Source organism: Microbacterium sp. SORGH_AS_0428, assembly GCF_031453615.1.
Classification (GTDB): domain Bacteria; phylum Actinomycetota; class Actinomycetes; order Actinomycetales; family Microbacteriaceae; genus Microbacterium.
This window is the reverse complement of sequence record NZ_JAVIZT010000001.1, coordinates 659069-675425: the sequence shown is the minus strand read 5'-3', so window position 1 is coordinate 675425 and position 16357 is coordinate 659069. Positions and strand designations below refer to the sequence as shown.

Here is a 16357-nt window from a genome sequence, read left to right as displayed (position 1 = left end):
CGATCTAGAGTTCGTTCAGACCTGAACAAAGGGGTTCTCTTGCCGTCATCCTCTGCCCGCGCCGACGTCACCCGCTCGGCTGTGCTCGCCTTCATCGGCGGCAGCGGTCCCACCTCCCGCGCCGATCTCGCGCGCGAACTCGGCGTCTCGCCCGCCCTCATCACGCAGCACACGCGTCAGCTGATCGCCGACGGGCTGCTCGCCGAACTCGACCACAGCCCGTCCAGCGGCGGTCGCCCCGCGCGCCTGCTCGGTCTGGTGGCCGACGCGGGTCGCGCGATCGGGGTCAAGGTCGTCGCCGACCACATCACGGTCGTCGAGGTCGGGATCGACGGAACGGTCGTGCGATCGGCGACCGAGCCGTTCGATGCGGCCGCCGGAACGGCGATCACGCGCCTGAGCGAGAAGCTGCGCGCCTTCATCCGCGGGGGAGACGGCGCGCCGCTGCTCGGCATCGGCGTCGGCGTGCCCGGCAACGTCGACGAGCAGGCCGTGGGAACCGTCGACTCCACGCAGCTCGGCTGGCAGCGCGTCCCGCTCGGCGAGGCGCTGCGGCGCGAGCTCGATCTGCCCGTCCTGGTGGAGAACAACGTCAACGCGCTCGCGATCGCCGAGGCGCTGCATGGCCAGGCACGCGGGCACGAGAACGTGCTCGTCCTCACGATCGGCACGGGCATCGGTGCGGGACTCGTGACCGACGGGCGGGTGCTGCGCGGACGCAGCGGGGGAGCCGGTGAGATCGGCCACGTCCCGGTCGAAGAGGACGGCCCGCTCTGCCAGTGCGGTGGACACGGATGTCTCGAGGCCCTCGTCGGCCAGGCGGCGCTCGTGCGTCGCGCGCGCGCCGAGGCGCTGATCGGTCGGGATGCCGGCATCGCCGCACTCCGCTCGCTCGCCGACGCGGGCGACCCCGGTGCGCAGGAGCTCTTCTCCCACGCCGGGCATCTGCTCGGGCGCGTGCTGGCCGGCGTGGTGAACGTCGTCGACCCGGAGATCGTGATCGTGCTCGGTGAAGGCGTGGAATCGTGGCGGCACTGGTCGTTCGGGTTCGAGCCGGCGTTCCGAGCAGGCCTCATCCCGCGCAACCGTGCCGTGCCGGTGGCCGTCGAGACCTGGCAGGACGACCGCTGGGCCCAGGGTGCGGCGTCTCTCGTGCTCTCAACCCCGTTCGACGACCAGGGTCGATCCGGCGAGCAGGGCCGGCTCGTTCGAGAGCGGCTCGCTGTCGCCCGTGCGACTGAGCCCGGTGAGGACGGGCAGCCGACATGACCCTGACCTTCCGGCCACTTCCCGCCGAAGAGCGGCGCGCGGCGATCGAGACTCCGCCCGTGCGCCGCCGTCGGGGGCGCGTGCGCTACGCGCTCCTGGTCCTGGCCTTCCTGCTGCCCAGTGCGATCCCGCTCGCGATGTTCACGATCTATCCGATGTTCGGGGCGTTGTGGACGAGCCTGCACAAGTGGAACCTGCTCGCCCCGATGACCTGGGTCGGGCTCGACAACTACGTGCACCTCGCCCAGGACCCGGCCACCCAGCGCGCATTCTTCAACACCTTCTACTACCTCGTCGGCTACCTGCCGCTGGTCTACATCGGCGGACTGGCGCTCGCGCTCGCGCTCAACGTACGTCTGCGCGGTCGCAACATCCTGCGCGGCGTGTACTTCCTGCCCGTCGTGACGAGCTGGATCGTGGTCGCGCTCGTATGGCGCTGGCTGCTCAACCCCTCGGTCGGCATCGTCAACGCCACGCTCGCGGTGTTCGGCATCGACGGCCCCGGGTGGTGGACGGATCCGGCGTGGTCGATGCCGTCGATCATCCTCGCGTCGGCATGGAAGGACCTGGGGTTCGTGATGATCATCCTGCTCGCCGGTCTCCAGGCCATCCCGACCGAGATGTACGAGGCGGCCAAGGTGGACGGCGCGGGCCCGTGGCGGCGCCTGTTCAACGTGACCCTGCCGCTGTTGTCGCCCTCGACGTTCTTCGTCGTCGTGATCTCGCTCATCAACGGATTCCAGGTGTTCGACCAGGTGTACGCGATGACCGGCGGCGGTCCGGCCGGATCCAGCACGGTCGTCGTCCAGCAGATCTACGACCTGACCTTCCGATACGGGGCCGCGGGTGAAGCCTCCGCGCTGTCGTGGATGCTGTTCATCCTCGTGCTCGGCGTCACCGTCGTGCAGATCGTCGGGCAGAAGAGGTGGGTGACCTATGCGTGAGAGAACCCGACGCGGACTGCTCACCGCGGTGCTGATCCTCGGCGCCCTCGTGATGTTCTTCCCGTTCCTGTGGACGCTGTCGACGTCGCTCTCGCCGGGGGCGGGACTGGATGCGACGCCGCAGCTCATCCCCGACGAGCCGTCGTTCTCGGCGTACCAGACACTGTTCGCGGAGCTGCCGTTCGCCCGGATCATCGCGAACTCGATCGGACTCGCCGTCGTCACAGCCGTGCTGCAGCTGGTGACGAGCTCGCTCGCCGCCTACGCCTTCAGCCGTCTGCCGTTCCGCGGGCGCGGCGTCGTGTTCGCGCTGTACCTGGCCACCATGATGATCCCGATCCAAGTGCTGATCGTGCCGCTGTTCGTTCAGATGCGAGACCTCGGCCTCGTCGACACCTACCTCGGCGTGCTGCTGCCCGGCGTCGCCAGCGCGTTCGGCGTCTTCCTCCTGCGTCAGGCGATGAACGCCGTGCCACGTGAACTCGACGAGGCGGCGACGCTGGACGGCGCGGGCCACTTCCGCATCTTCGGCACCGTTGTCCTGCCGCTGGTGGGCCCCACCCTCGCCACGCTCGCGGTGTTCTCGTTCATGAACAGCTGGAACAGCTTCCTCTGGCCGCTCATCATCTTGCGCTCGGCCGAGCTGAAGACCCTGCCGCTCGCGCTCGCCGGGCTCCAGGGCCAGTACACCACCCAGTGGGACGTGATGATGGCCGGTTCCGTCGTCAGCATCCTTCCCATGCTCGCCATCTACCTGTTCGCTCAGCGCTACGTCGTCCAGGGCGTCGCGTCGAGCGGCATCAAATGACCCGCACCACTCCCACCCGCATCCATATCGAAGGAGATATCGCATGAACCGCACAGCACCCCTCGCCGGGATCGGCGTCCTCGCCGCCGCCGGCCTCGCCCTGACCGGATGCTCCGGCTCGACGACGCCCTCGGACGGCGGAGCCGTCACCATCACGTACACCAACTTCATCTCGGCCGGCGGGAACGAAGACAACCTGCAGAAGATCGTCGACGCGTTCGAGGCGGAGAACGCCGGCATCACGGTCGAGGTCACGACGCTGCCCTACGCCGACTACTTCACGGCGCTGCAGACGGACCTCGCGGGCGGCACGTCGTCGGACGTGTTCGACATCGAGTTCGCCAACTACGCCGCCTACCAGCAGAGCGGAGTGCTCGCGCCTCTCGAGGGCGTCGACACGAGCGCCTACCAGAGCTCGCTCGCCGACGCGTACGCGACCGACGGCACGCAGTACGCGCTGCCCAGCTCGTTCTCCAACGTCGTGCTGTTCTACAACACGGACCTCTTCGATGCGGCAGGCCTCGAGTACCCGACGTCGGATTGGACCTGGGCGGACGAGAAGGCCGCGGCCGAGAAGCTCACCGATGCCGCCGCCGGGGTGTGGGGCGACTACCAGCCGATCTCGTACCACGAGTTCTACAAGGCCGTGGCGCAGGCCGGCGGGGAGTTCCTGACCGCCGACGGCGAGCTCGGGTTCAACAGCCCCGAGGGCATCGCGGCCGCCGAATGGCTCATCGGCAAGAGCGGCACGACGATGCCGACCGCCGAGCAGGGTGCGGGCACCCCCGACTTCGACAGCGGCCTGTTCGCGGGGGGCAAGCTCGCGATGTGGCACAGCGGAATCTGGATGTTCGGCACCCTCGCGGACGCCTCGATCGGCTGGGACATCGCGGTCGAGCCCGGCGACACGCAGCACGCGAGCGCGCTGTTCTCGAACGCCGTCGCCGTCTCGGCAGGCACGAAGAACAAGGATGCGGCGACGAAGTTCGCCGAGTTCCTGACCAGTTCGAAGACCACGGTCGACACGCGCCTGGAGGCCGGATGGGAGCTCCCGCCGATCGCCGACGAGACGGCGCTGTCGGCCTACCTCGACATCACGCCGCCGACCAACCGCCAGGCCGTGTTCGACTCGCTCGAAGAGGTCGCGCTCGCGCCCTCGATCGGCGACGGCCAGGCGGAGATGCAGGACATCGTCACCGAGGAGCTGACCGAGGCGGCCGCCGGCCGCAAGACGGTCGAGCAGGCGCTCACCGACGCCGAGACCCGCATCACGCCGCTGCTCGGCTGACACCCGCCCTCTGACCGGGGGCGGAGCGCCCGCCCCCGGTCACCGCGACTTCCACGGAACGGACCCATGACCACGACACCTCGCGTCGATCTCGGCGCGCTCCTCGACCGCTCTCGCGCCGTCATCACCTCGCTCCAGGAGCCCAACGGCGCCTACCCCGCCTCGCCGTCGTTCTCGGCCTACCGCGGGTACTGCTGGTTCCGCGACGGATCGTTCATCGCCGACGGCGCGTCGGCGGCCGGCGAGGTGAGCTCCGCATCCGCGTTCCACGACTGGTGCGCGATGGTCGTGGACCTGCACGCCGACCGCATCCGCGACATCGTCGAGGCGGCCGACGCCGGCACGCCGCTCCCGGACGAGCACATGCTGCCCGCGCGCTTCACATTCGACGGCGGGCTGGGTGCGGACGACTGGTGGGACTTCCAGCTCGACGGCTACGGGACGTGGCTCTGGGCCGCCGCCGCGCACGTCGAACGTCACGCGATCGACCCCGCGCGATGGGCCGATGCCGCCGCGCTCACGGTCGAGTACCTGCTCAGCTCCTGGGAGCGTCCGTGCTACGACTGGTGGGAGGAGCACGACGAGGCCGTGCACGGCTCGACGCTCGGCTGCATCGCGGCCGGTCTGCGCGCCGCCGCCGATGCGGGCCTGGTGACCGGCGAGCGCGCCGAGCGCGCCCGGGCGGGAGCCGAGGACGTGACCGCACGCATCGAGCGCGACGCCGTGGTCGACGGGCACCTCGTCAAGTGGATCGGTTCGGATGCCGTCGACGCGAGCCTCAGCTCGCTCATCGCCCCGCTCGGGGTGATCGATCCGGCCTCGCCGCTCGCAGCGGCGACGCTGCAGGCGGTGACGGATCAGCTCGAGGTCGACGGCGGTGTGTACCGCTTCCGCGCCGACACCTTCTTCGGCGGCGGCCGCTGGCCTCTGCTGTCATGCTTCCTCGGGCTCGCCTACGCCGCGGTCGGCGATCGCGCCGAGGCACGGCGCCTGCTGGAATGGGCGGCGTCCACAGCCACCGACGCGGGAATGCTGCCCGAGCAGGTCGACGGGCACCTCCTCGCCCCCGAGTACCGCCAGGAGTGGATCGATCGGTGGGGGCCGGTCGCGACACCGCTGCTGTGGAGCCACGCGATGGTGCTGCGCCTGGCCGCCGAGCTCGGCGTCGATCGCGCGGAGCTCGCAGCATGATCCGCCATCGCCCGTCCGGTTCGGGGCATCCCTACTCCGACGACACCGAGCAGCGCAGTCCGGTGCAGCCGGTCGCTGGCCAGACCCTGCGGCTCGGTGTGCGCACGTCCGGCGACATCGACGGCGTGGCCCTCGAACTGCACGTCGACGGCGGCGACGCCCGCTCGGTGCCGCTCGCGCGCGTCGCGCGATCGTCGCGCGGCCAAGCCGTCGACGGCGGCCATCTCGCCTCGGCGCAGGCCCGGACGGCCCGCGCGGCCGGGGGCTGGCAGGTCGAGCTCGAGGCCCCCGCTGCGCACACCGTGCTGCGCTATCGATTCGCCGCCACCGGGGCGGATGGCCGCATCCAGCGCACGCGCTGGTTCGAGACCCGCGTCGCCGGATGGCGCCCTGCCTCCGCGGGCGTGCTCGCGATCGAGGGCTCCGCGGTCGCGGTGCACGAGGGGATCGAGGTCCTCGATGACGGCGTGCGTGTCCACCGCGTGCGCTTCGTGCTCCCGCTCGAACCCGGTGAGCATGTCACCGGGTTCGGTGAGCGTTATGACGCGCTCGATCACCGCGGCACGCGCCTGGACTCGGTCGTGTTCGAGCAGTACAAGAGCCAGGGCGCACACCGGCGCACGTACCTGCCGATGCCGTTCGCGCACGTCGTGGGCGGGCAGGGCTGGGGGTTCCACGTCCGCACGTCGCGTCGCGTGTGGTTCGACGTCGGCGAGACGTCACCGGAGGGTCTGACGGTCGAGGCCGAGGTGGATGCGGCGTCCACCGACAGCGACGTGCTCACGCTCGCGCTGTATGCGGGCACGCCTACCGCGGTGCTGGATGCGTTCCTCGGTGAGACAGGGCGCCCCCGTGCCCTGCCCGACTGGGTCTTCGGGCTCTGGGCCAGCGGCAACGAGTGGAACACGCAGTCCGAGATCGAGCGGCAGATGGCGCTGCATCGCGAGCACGGTGTTCCCGTGCGCAACGTGGTGATCGAGGCGTGGAGCGACGAGAAGAGCTTCACGATCTTCCGCGACGCGGAGTACCGGGTACGCGAGGACGGCGGCCCGATGCGCCTGGCCGACTTCACGTTCCCCGCCGAGGGCGCGTGGCCCGACCCCAAGGGAATGGTGGACGCGCTGCACGCGCACGACGTGCGCGTGCACCTCTGGCAGATCCCGCTGATCAAGCTCCGCCCGCATCCGAGGGGACAGGCCGCCGCCGACGCCCGCGCCGCGCTCGCGCACGACGTGCTGATCCGCGAGACCGCGCCCGATGGGACGCTGCGCCCGTATCGCAATCGTGGATGGTGGTTCCCGCTCTCGCTCATGCCCGACCTCACCGACGAACGCGCCGCCGACTGGTGGACCGAGAAGCGTCGGTACCTGGTGGAGGAGGTGGGGATCGACGGCTTCAAGACCGACGGCGGCGAGCACGCGTGGGGCGAGGACCTCGTGTACCTCGACGGCTCGTCGGGCGGCGCATCGAACAACCGCTTCCCCGTGGCGTACGCCGCGGCCTACGGCCGGCTCCTGGAGTCGGCGGGCAAGGCGCCCGTGACGTTCAGCCGCGCGGGCTTCACGGGCTCGGCGGCGCACGGCGCATTCTGGGCAGGCGACGAGAACTCCACCTGGGAGGCGTTCCGCTGGTCGATGCTCGCAGGTTTGTCGGCCGCCTCGTGCGGGATCGTCTACTGGGGCTGGGACATCGCCGGATTCTCCGGGCCGATTCCCGATGCCGAGCTCTACGTGCGGGCGATGGCGGCGAGCGTGTTCGTGCCGATCATGCAGTACCACTCGGAGTTCAACCACCACAAACTGCCTTCCAACGACCGCACGCCGTGGAACATCGCCGAGCGCACGGGTGACGCTGCCGTGATCGGAGAGGTACGCGGGCTCGTCGAACTGCGCGAGCGCCTGATCCCGTACCTGGCCGCCTCCGCCGCATCCGCCGTCGAGACGTCGGTGCCGCTCATGCGCCCGCTGTACTTCGACCACCCCGCCGATCCGCGGGTGTGGGAGCATCCGCTGCAGTGGATGCTGGGGCCCGACCTGCTCGTCGCCCCGGTGCTCGAACCCGGCGCGACGGCATGGGACGTCTACCTTCCCGCGGGCGAGTGGATCGAGGCCCGCACGGGCGCGTCGTGGGCGGGGGGTCGAGTGGTCACGGCGGACGTATCGTCGCGCTCCTGGGTCCCGCTCTTCGTCCGCGCCGCCGCGTGGCCCGCGTTGTCCGAGGTTCTCACGGGCCGGGGCTGACTCGCGGGAGGCGGACGCCGGTGAGCTCGGCGGACACAGCCTCGGGGGTTCACCCCCAGCGAGTACCGGCGAGGGCTCGGCGGCGGCTGATCGACGCAGCGCCGGCTCTCGCCGTCATGGCCGGAGCGACGCGACGAAGTCGAGCTTGTCGAGCACCGGGTCCGGCAGGACGAAGGGATAGAAGTCGGACTTGCCCATGGAGCGGTTGATCATGTTGAGCGCGGTGGACAGCGGCATCCAGATCTGCGTCACGATGTCGCGGAACGAGGCGAACGCGTCGATTCCCACGAACACGGCAAGCCCGTACTGATCGGCGGTCTCGAGCGTGTCCGTGATGTGCAGGAAGTGGGCCCACGTCTCGGCGAAGTCCTCGTACGGGTGCATGGTCGCGTACGTCGAGATGTAGCGCGCCTGCCAGTCGGCCGGCGGCCCCTCGGAGTAGTGACGGTCGATCTCGGCCTGGTAGTCGACGCGCTCGTCGCCGAACAGCGCGCGGGCCTCGGCGGAGCGGTCGGTGTTCTCCACGAGCAGCCACTCGATGTAGTGCCCGACCTCATGACGGAAGTGGCCGAGCATCGTGCGGTAGGGCTCGCCCAGTTGCTTCTGCACCTTGACCCGGTACGCGTCGTCGCTCTCGGCCAGGTCGATCGTGATGACGCCCGCGTCGTGGCCGATGACGACGTTCTCCTGCACGCTCGAGAGCAGATCGAAACACAGTCCCTTTTCGGGGTCCTCCGCCTTCCCGACCACCGCGAATCCGAGCCGGTCGAGCTCGAAGAGCAGCCATCTCTTGGCGCGCTCGGCGACGGGGTACTGGGAGAGCCCTTCGAGATCGGCGTCATTGGGGCGCACGCGGGTGAGGTCGCACGCAGAGCACTGGCCGCCCTTGAATGCGGCCAGCCACGTGCAGCCGGACAGATCGAGGTTCCGGCACACCTGCCACACGGTCTCGGAAGCATCCACGTACCGGCCCGTGTCGTCGACCGGGACGATCTCACCCTCCGTGCGTGAAAAGCCGAGCGGGGTGCCGCACGACGTGCAGACGGAGTTCTCGAAGTACAGGGCGTTCCCGCACACACGACATCGGAAGGCTTTCACCCGGCAAGCGTGGCAGAGCGGACTGATCGGCGGCGCGGGCTTGCGGTCCCGGACGGATGCGGTCCGCCCGCTGCCCGGTAGACTCGTGCCCATGGGAACGTTGAACGCAGCGCCGATGACGGCGTTCGTCTACTCGATCCGCGACCGCCGCGCCTGACGGCGCGTCGCTGATCTTCGCGTGATCGCGCCGTCTTCCGGGATGTCCTCGCACCCCGGCAGCGCGTCCTTTCTCGTACCCGCGCGCCGCGGTGCTCCGAATCTTCCTTTGGAGCGCTCATGCGTACCCGTTCCGTCCACGGCGGCCGCCACGAACTCGGCCAGAACTTCCTCATCCACCCACCCGCCATCGATCGCATCGTCGCGCTCGTCGCGGCATCCGACGGCCCGATCCTCGAGATCGGTGCCGGCGGCGGTGCGCTCACCGCGCGTCTCGCCCGTCTCGGGCGGCCGCTCACCGCGATCGACATCGATGAGCGCCGCGTTGCCGCACTCCGCCGGTCGTATCCGTCGGTGCGCGTCGAGCGGGCCGACGTCCTGCGCCACCCGCTGGACGCGCCCGTCATCGCGGGCAACCTGCCGTTCCACCTCACGACGCCGATCATGCGGAGGCTGTTGCAGCGGCCTTCGTGGCAGCATGCCGTCCTGCTGACGCAGTGGGAGGTCGCGCGCAAACGCGCCGGGGTCGGCGGCGGCACCCTCCTCTCGGCGCAGTCGGCGCCGTGGTTCGCCTTCACCTTGCACGGACGAGTGCCGGCGCGGGCGTTTCGTCCGATGCCCTCCGTGGATGGTGGCATCCTGGCGATCGCCCGCCGCAGGTCGCCGCTCGTGCCGGATGCGGACCGCCGCGCGTATGAGCGGTTTGTGGGCGATGTCTTCACGGCCCGAGGCCGGGGCATCGCGGCCGTCCTTGCCGCCGCCGCGCGGATGCCGCGGCCCGCGGCGCGGGGTCGACTCGATTCGGCCGGCATCCGCCCGGACGCCCTGCCCCGCGACCTGAACGCGCAGGAGTGGGCGCGGCTGTGGCGGGAGGTCGCTCGCGCCTGACGCGGATCGGACCGTACCCCGCACCGTCTCATATCGTCGAGAGTGCGGTGCGGGGTGCTCGATTCAGCGCACGAGGGCGAAGCCCCCGGTCCAGCTGACCTTCTCCCCGGCGGCGAGGGTGAGCTGCAGGAAGCCCAAGGCCTCGAGCTCGTGCGCGCGCGACAGCGAGCCGGCGTCGATCGCACCCACACCGCCGGCCTCGACGGCAGAGGACAGGGTCTGCTTCGCTGCGGCGTCGTCGCCCGCGATGAGGACGGTCGTCGTCTGGTCGCCGATCTTCTTGGAGGCGAGCGTGCCGGCGAACGTCGTGTTGAACGCCTTGAGAACACGCGCATCCGGCAGCTTCGCCTGGATCTCGGCGGCGGCCGAGCTGCCGGCGGGGACGGTGAGCGAGTCGAAGGTGTCGAAGTCGAGCGGGTTGCTGATGTCGACCACGACCTTGCCGTCGAGCTGAGCGCCATAGGCGTCGAGGATGCTCGCCACAGCGGGGTAGGGCACGGCCAACACGACCACCTCGCCGGAGAGCGGGGCGGCGCCGATCTGATCCTTGGCGATATACGTCACACTGCTTCCGCCGTCCGCGAGCACGCCGCCGATCGCGTTGGCCATGTTGCCAGTGCCGATGATGCTGAACTCCGTCATGAGATGTCCTTTCCTCGCACCTACGGCACCGACGATCGTCCCATCCGGCCGCGGCCGCAACCGTCTCCGCGGCATTCATACGCGCTCGATCGACTCCGCGGCGCAGACCTGCACGTGAGGCGGCAGATGCACCACGTCGTCCCGTGCCGACCGGGGGTCACGTGCCCGGCCGTCCGCTAACCTGAACCCACACACACGACACGGGGTGCCCCACGGGGCTGAGATCACACCCGTCGAACCTGATCTCGTCAGTACGAGCGGAGGGATGTCGCACATGACGCGCGCGCCAGAGAACCTGATCGAATCCACCATCCAGGCCTGGGGGGCGGTGCGCGAACGCGGCCCGCTCGTGCAGTGTCTGACCAACGCGGTGGTCACGGGCTTCACCGCCAACGTCCTTCTCGCCCTCGGAGCCGCGCCCGCGATGGTCGACATCCCGGAGGAGGCCGGACCGTTCGCGCGCCTCGCCTCGGGGGTCCTGGTCAATCTCGGCACACCCGGCTCCGAGCAGCGTGAGGCGATGCGCGAGGCCGTCGCGGCCGCGCGCGACGCGGGCACTCCCTGGGTACTCGACCCGGTGGCGATCGGCGTGCTTCCGGTGCGCACCGCGCTCGCCGCCGAGCTCGCCGCCGCGGGTCCCGCGGTCGTGCGCGGCAACGCATCCGAGATCATCGCGCTGGACGGCTCGGGCGCCGGTGGACGCGGAGTCGACGCGACGGACGGCGTGGAGGATGCGGTCGCCGCCGCCCGGCGCATCGCACAGGCCACCGGTGCGATCGTCGCCGTCTCCGGCGCGGTCGACGTGGTCACGGACGGTGCCCGCGAGGTGCGGCTCGGCAACGGCGACGCGTTGCTGACGCGCGTCACCGGTGGCGGATGCGCCCTCGGCGCCGTCATGGCCGCGTTCGCCGGCGTCGACGAGGACCGTCTCGCGGCGGTGATCGCCGCGGTCACGGTCTACAACGTCGCCGCCGAGGTCGCCGCGGAGCGTGCCACGGGACCGGGTGGCTTCGCCGTCGCGTTCCTCGACGCGCTCGCCGGCCTCGACACCGACACGCTGCGGAGCCGGGCGGTGATCGCGTGAACGCGGACCTGTCGCTGTACCTCGTGACGGACGCGGGCATCGCCGCGGCGGCGGGCCACGACATCGTCGACGTGGTGCGCCAGGCGACGGCGAACGGTGTCACGGCGGTGCAGCTGCGCGAGAAGGACGCTTCCGCGCGCCATTTCCTCGACACGGTGACGAGGGTGTCGGCCGTGCTGCCCGACGGCGTCGCGCTGTTCGTCAACGACCGCGTCGACGTCTTCCTCGCCGCCCGTGCGGCGGGGGTGCGCGTGTCGGGAGTGCACGTGGGACAGACCGATCTTCCGCCGGAGGCGGTGCGCGCACTGATCGGCGAAGACGCGATCCTTGGTCTCAGCGCCGCCACTCCCGAGCAGCTCGCCGCCGCATCCGGCGGCGGCGCCGTGGACTACGTCGGCATCGGTGCGCTTCACGCGACCGCCACGAAGCGCGATGCGCCGCCACCGTTGGACCATGAGCGGTTCGCGCGGCTCGTCGCGGCGAGCGCGCTGCCGGCGGTGGCGATCGGCGGAGTCTCGGCGGCCGACCTGGGTCCGCTGCGTCGAGCCGGCGCCGCGGGCGCGGCCGTCGTCTCTGCGATCTGCGGAGCGGGCGCCCCCGCGGATGCCGCTCGTATGCTGCGCGCGGCATGGGATGCGGCATGAGTGCCGGGCGTGCCGTCCCGCGGGTGCTGAGCATCGCGGGAACCGACCCGACGGGCGGTGCCGGTATCCAGGCGGACCTCAAGAGCATCGCGGCGAACGGCGGTTACGGCATGGCCGTCGTCACCGCGCTCGTCGCGCAGAACACGCACGGTGTGCGTTCGGTGCACGTGCCGCCCGTCGCGTTCCTCGCCGAGCAGCTCGACGCCGTCTCCGACGATGTGCGGATCGATGCGGTGAAGATCGGCATGCTCGCCACCGCAGAGGTGATCGAGACGGTGGGCGTATGGCTCGGCCGCATCCGCCCGCCGGTCGTCGTGCTGGACCCGGTGATGGTCGCGACGAGCGGCGATCGCCTACTGGACGCGGATGCCGAGGACGCCCTCCGGCGGCTGCTGCCGCACGTCGACCTCGTGACCCCGAACATCCCCGAGCTCGCGATCCTCGCGGGTGCACCCGAGGCCTCGGCGTGGAGCGATGTGCTCGCGCAGGCGAGTGCCGTGGCTCGCGCGCACGGCGTGCGCGTGCTCGCCAAGGGCGGGCACCTGTCGGGGGAGCGGCTGCCGGACGCGCTCGTGGAGATCGTCGACGGCGAGGTCGCCAGCACCGAGTTCGCCGGTATCCGTATCCGCACCCGCAACACGCACGGCACGGGATGCTCGCTCTCATCGGCGGTGGCGACCCGCGCGGCAGCCACCGGGGAGTGGGTGCGGGCGACGGCGGAGTCGAAGAGGTGGCTCGTCGAGAGCATCCGCCACGGTGCGGAGCTCGAGGTCGGCTCGGGCAACGGTCCGATCAGCCACTTCGCGGGGCTCTGGGAACGCGGCGGTCTCGACACCCGGCCGACCGCGCACGAGATCGAGACCGGATGGTGGGAGGACATCGCCGGCATCCGTGCCGAGATCGACGAACTGCCGTTCGTGCGGAGGCTGGGCGAGGGCACGCTCGAGAGGGACGCGTTCCTCGGCTATCTCGCCCAGGATGCGCTGTACCTGCGCGACTATGCTCGCGTCCTCGCCGATGCCGCGCGCCGTGCGCCGGACTCCGCGGAGCGCGCGTTCTGGGCAGGAAGCGCGCAGAATGCGATCGTCGGCGAGCTGCAGCTGCACGATCACTGGCTCGCGGGCGAATCCGGGCTCGGAGAGCACCCCGACGCGGTCACGACGGCCTACCTCGATCACCTGCTGGCGGCCGCGGCCCGCGGCGACTATCGCGTGCTCATCGCAGCCCTGCTGCCCTGCTACTGGATCTACCAGGACGTCGGAGAGCGATTGCAGACGCGGTCGCACGAGGGGCATGCGTATCGCTCCTGGCTCGACACCTACGCAGATCCGGACTTCGCGCACGCCACGCGCCGGGCGATCGAGATCGTCGCCGGGTCCGCCGCGGGAGCCGATGCGGCGACCCGGGCGGCGATGCACGACGCGTTCCTGGCATCCTCCCGTCACGAGCTCGCTTTCTTCGCTGCGGACAGAACGGCAGCCCGCGGCGACGGAGCATCACCCGGCTGACGATCGGGTCACCGCGATGCGGCGGCGACGCGCCGAAGAGCCGTCAACCGGTCCGCGGCGCGGGCGACTGCCTGCAGGGTGGCCGCGAGTGTCGAGCGATCGCGTCCTGCGACCCACGCCGGGCCACTCGGTCCGCGGTACTCGATGAGTGTCACGGCTTCGGCATCCGCGCCCGATGTGAGCGAGCTCTGATGCAGCGAGAGGATCTCGAGCTCGACGCCGCAGTCCGCCAGCGCGCGCACGGCCGCCTCGACGGGGCCGACTCCCGCGTGCGTGGAACGGTGGGCGTGGTCGTCCACGCGCACGATCATCTCGGTCGAGGCTGTGCCCTCGTCGACGTGCGCGGTCTCGATGGGCATGTGCGGGTGCTCCGGGCCGCTCAGGTAGACGTCGGTGAACAGCGACCAGATCTCCTCCGCCGTCACCTCTTCGCCCGTGCTGTCGGTGAGCTGCTGGACGTGCCGCGAGAAGTCGATCTGAAGTCGACGGGGAAGCACGACGCCGTACTCGGTCTCCAGCAGGTAGGCGATGCCGCCCTTGCCGGACTGCGAGTTGACGCGGATGACCGCGTCGTAGCTGCGTCCGATGTCGGCGGGATCGATGGGCAGATAGGGGACCCGCCACGCGATCTCGCGCTGGTCGCGCCCCTCGGCCGCAGCTCTGGCGCGGTGTTCGGCGAAGCCCTTCTTGATCGCATCCTGATGGGTGCCGCTGAACGCGGTGTGGACGAGGTCGCCGACATACGGATGGCGCGGATGCACGTCGATGCGGTTGCAGTACTCGACCGTGCGGCGGATCTCATCGATGTCGGAGAAGTCGATCATGGGGTCGACGCCCTGCGCGTGGAGGTTCAGGGCGAGAGTTGCGATGTCCACGTTGCCCGTGCGCTCGCCGTTGCCGAAGATGCAGCCCTCGACGCGCTGGGCGCCGGCGAGGACGGCCAACTCGGCGCAGGCGACGCCGGTTCCGCGATCGTTGTGCGGATGCACGGAGAGGATCACCCCGTCGCGGCGGGCGAGACGCGTGTGCATGTACTCGATCTGGTCGGCGTAGACGTTGGGGGTGGCGATCTCGACGGTGGCGGGCAGGTTCAGGATGACGGGGCGCTCGCAGCTCGCCTGCCACAGCTCGGTGATCGCGTCGCACACCTCGATGAGGTAGTCGGGCTCCGTCAGGTTGAACACCTCGGGGGAGAACTCGAAGCGGACGTTCGGCAGGTGGCCCGCGAGCTCCCACACGTCCCTGCCGCCGGCGAGGATCAGCTCGCGCAGCTCGTCGCGGTCCTTGTCGAGCACGGTCGTGCGCCAGACCGGCGCCGTCGCCGTGTACATGTGGATGACGACCTCGTTGCGGATGCCGCGGATCGACTCGACGGTCCGCTCGATCAGATCACGCCGCGCCGGCGTGAAGACGACGATCGTGACGTCGTCGGGCGCGAGGTCGGAGTCGGCGATGAGGCGCACGAAGTCGTAGTCCGTCTGGGAGGCGGACGGATAGCCGACTTCGATCTCGGTGTAGCCCATGCGCACCATGAGCTCGAAGAACCGGCGCTTACGGGCCGGGTCCATCGGTTCGGCCAGGGCCTGGTTGCCGTCGCGCAGGTCGACGGGCACCCACAGCGGGGCGCTGGTGATGCGGCGGTCCGGCCAGCGGCGTTCCGTATCGGTGAGGGGAACCTCGACGCGCGAGTAGGCGTCGGTGTAGCGATGCGACGGCATGCCCGAGGGGCGCTGTCGGTTCCAGGCGGGGGTGGAGATGGTCATGATCGGAGGTCCTCAGGTCTGGGGGAGTCAGACCGGCGCGGTGTTCGGCTCCACGACGGGGAGCCGGTCTGGCTACGCCCCGCCGTGGCGGCGAAGAAGAAGGAATCCGAGCATGTGCATGTCGGGGACGTTACCATAGTCCTCAGACAAGTTGAGGAGTTGCGATGTCTCAGGTGTCGCGGACGCCGCTGGCGGACCAGGCGGCGGATCTGCTTCTGACGCGCGTGCGTGCGGGGGAGTGGTCCCTGGGGGGCAAGCTCCCCGGCGAGACGACCCTTGCGGCGCAGTTGGGCGTCGGGCGCTCGACCGTGCGCGAGGCGATCCGGCGGCTCGCGGGCAGCGGCGTCTTGGACTCGCGCCACGGGTCCGGCGTCTACGTGACGGCCCTGGACGTCGCGGACGAGTGGAGTGACGTGCTGAGGCGCGCCGACATCGTGACCGTGATCGAGGCGCGCACGGCGATCGAGGTCGAAGCCGCCATGCTGGCCGCGCAGCGGCGCACGCCCGCCGACCTGCGCGCCATACGGCGCGCGCTCGACGCGCGGACGCTGCCCGGGCAGAGCGTCGATGAGCATGTGGATGCGGACATGGCCCTCCATCGGGCGATCGTCGTGGCATCGCACAACGAGGTACTGGTCGAGTTGTTCGACGGCTTCGTGCCGCGCGTTCGGCGCACCATGATCGAGATGCTCCGCATCCGGCCGACGGCCTCCGAGCGACAGGATCACGACGCGCACGCCGCCGTCGTCGAAGCGATCGCGGAACGGACGCCGGATGCGGCGGTCCGCGCGAGCCGCACGCACCTCGACGCGCTGAAGGCGGCGCTGTCCTGAG

Annotated in this window: 14 protein-coding genes and 1 riboswitch; of the genes, 11 read left to right on the top strand and 3 right to left on the bottom strand. The window is 70.5% G+C overall.

Going from position 1 to position 16357, the window contains the following annotated elements; translation table 11 throughout:
- The first annotated feature begins 39 nt into the window (after positions 1-39).
- The 6 genes from QE374_RS03385 (at position 40) to QE374_RS03360 (ending at position 7740) form a co-directional block, all read left to right on the top strand.
- A complete protein-coding gene (locus tag QE374_RS03385; protein WP_309732190.1) occupies positions 40-1269 on the top strand; it encodes an ROK family protein in 1230 nt (409 codons plus the stop codon).
- Positions 1266-2213, top strand: a complete 948-nt coding sequence (locus QE374_RS03380) for a sugar ABC transporter permease (protein WP_309732188.1) — start codon at positions 1266-1268, stop codon at positions 2211-2213. Before QE374_RS03385 ends, QE374_RS03380 begins: the two co-directional genes overlap by 4 nt.
- A complete protein-coding gene (locus QE374_RS03375; RefSeq protein ID WP_309732186.1) occupies positions 2206-3021 on the top strand; it encodes a carbohydrate ABC transporter permease in 816 nt (271 codons plus the stop codon). Before QE374_RS03380 ends, QE374_RS03375 begins: the two co-directional genes overlap by 8 nt.
- Before the next feature lie 43 nt (positions 3022-3064).
- Complete coding sequence (locus tag QE374_RS03370; protein WP_309732184.1) at positions 3065-4309, top strand: sugar ABC transporter substrate-binding protein; 1245 nt, start codon at positions 3065-3067, stop codon at positions 4307-4309.
- 66 nt (positions 4310-4375) lie between these two features.
- Positions 4376-5500, top strand: coding sequence for a glycoside hydrolase family 15 protein (locus QE374_RS03365; RefSeq protein ID WP_309732182.1), 1125 nt, complete (start codon positions 4376-4378; stop codon positions 5498-5500).
- Positions 5497-7740 carry a TIM-barrel domain-containing protein gene (locus tag QE374_RS03360; RefSeq protein WP_309732181.1) on the top strand — a complete coding sequence of 748 codons (2244 nt, stop codon included), beginning with the start codon at positions 5497-5499 and terminating at the stop codon, positions 7738-7740. Before QE374_RS03365 ends, QE374_RS03360 begins: the two co-directional genes overlap by 4 nt.
- Before the next feature lie 114 nt (positions 7741-7854).
- Here the strand turns inward: QE374_RS03360 and QE374_RS03355 are convergent, their stop codons facing one another.
- The gene (locus QE374_RS03355) at positions 7855-8817 is read right to left on the bottom strand and encodes a putative zinc-binding metallopeptidase (protein WP_309732179.1); all 963 of its coding nucleotides are present in this window, start codon (positions 8815-8817) and stop codon (positions 7855-7857) included.
- Between the two features lie 297 nt (positions 8818-9114).
- Here QE374_RS03355 and erm point away from each other — a divergent pair, with 297 nt between their 5' ends.
- Positions 9115-9882 carry a 23S ribosomal RNA methyltransferase Erm gene (gene erm, locus QE374_RS03350; protein ID WP_309732177.1) on the top strand — a complete coding sequence of 256 codons (768 nt, stop codon included), beginning with the start codon at positions 9115-9117 and terminating at the stop codon, positions 9880-9882.
- Between the two features lie 63 nt (positions 9883-9945).
- Here the strand turns inward: erm and QE374_RS03345 are convergent, their stop codons facing one another.
- The gene (locus tag QE374_RS03345; RefSeq protein ID WP_309732175.1) at positions 9946-10524 is read right to left on the bottom strand and encodes an NADPH-dependent F420 reductase; all 579 of its coding nucleotides are present in this window, start codon (positions 10522-10524) and stop codon (positions 9946-9948) included.
- A gap of 191 nt (positions 10525-10715) precedes the next feature.
- Positions 10716-10807, top strand: a riboswitch (TPP riboswitch).
- Here QE374_RS03345 and thiM point away from each other — a divergent pair.
- The 3 genes from thiM to QE374_RS03330 all read left to right on the top strand — a co-directional run bounded on the left by thiM (position 10799) and on the right by QE374_RS03330 (position 13760).
- A complete protein-coding gene (gene thiM / locus QE374_RS03340) occupies positions 10799-11608 on the top strand; it encodes a hydroxyethylthiazole kinase (protein ID WP_309732172.1) in 810 nt (269 codons plus the stop codon). (Overlaps the previous riboswitch by 9 nt.)
- Complete coding sequence (gene thiE / locus QE374_RS03335; RefSeq protein ID WP_309732170.1) at positions 11605-12252, top strand: thiamine phosphate synthase; 648 nt, start codon at positions 11605-11607, stop codon at positions 12250-12252. The genes thiM and thiE overlap by 4 nt, the downstream gene beginning before the upstream one ends.
- Positions 12249-13760: a bifunctional hydroxymethylpyrimidine kinase/phosphomethylpyrimidine kinase gene (locus tag QE374_RS03330; RefSeq protein WP_309732168.1), complete on the top strand. Its 1512-nt coding sequence runs from the start codon at positions 12249-12251 to the stop codon at positions 13758-13760. Before thiE ends, QE374_RS03330 begins: the two co-directional genes overlap by 4 nt.
- An 8-nt stretch (positions 13761-13768) precedes the next feature.
- Here QE374_RS03330 and QE374_RS03325 read toward each other — a convergent pair whose 3' ends face one another.
- Complete coding sequence (locus QE374_RS03325; RefSeq protein ID WP_309732166.1) at positions 13769-15523, bottom strand: 2-isopropylmalate synthase; 1755 nt, start codon at positions 15521-15523, stop codon at positions 13769-13771.
- A gap of 164 nt (positions 15524-15687) precedes the next feature.
- Here QE374_RS03325 and QE374_RS03320 point away from each other — a divergent pair, with 164 nt between their 5' ends.
- Positions 15688-16356 carry a FadR/GntR family transcriptional regulator gene (locus QE374_RS03320; protein ID WP_309732164.1) on the top strand — a complete coding sequence of 223 codons (669 nt, stop codon included), beginning with the start codon at positions 15688-15690 and terminating at the stop codon, positions 16354-16356.
- Position 16357: the final 1 nt, after the last annotated feature.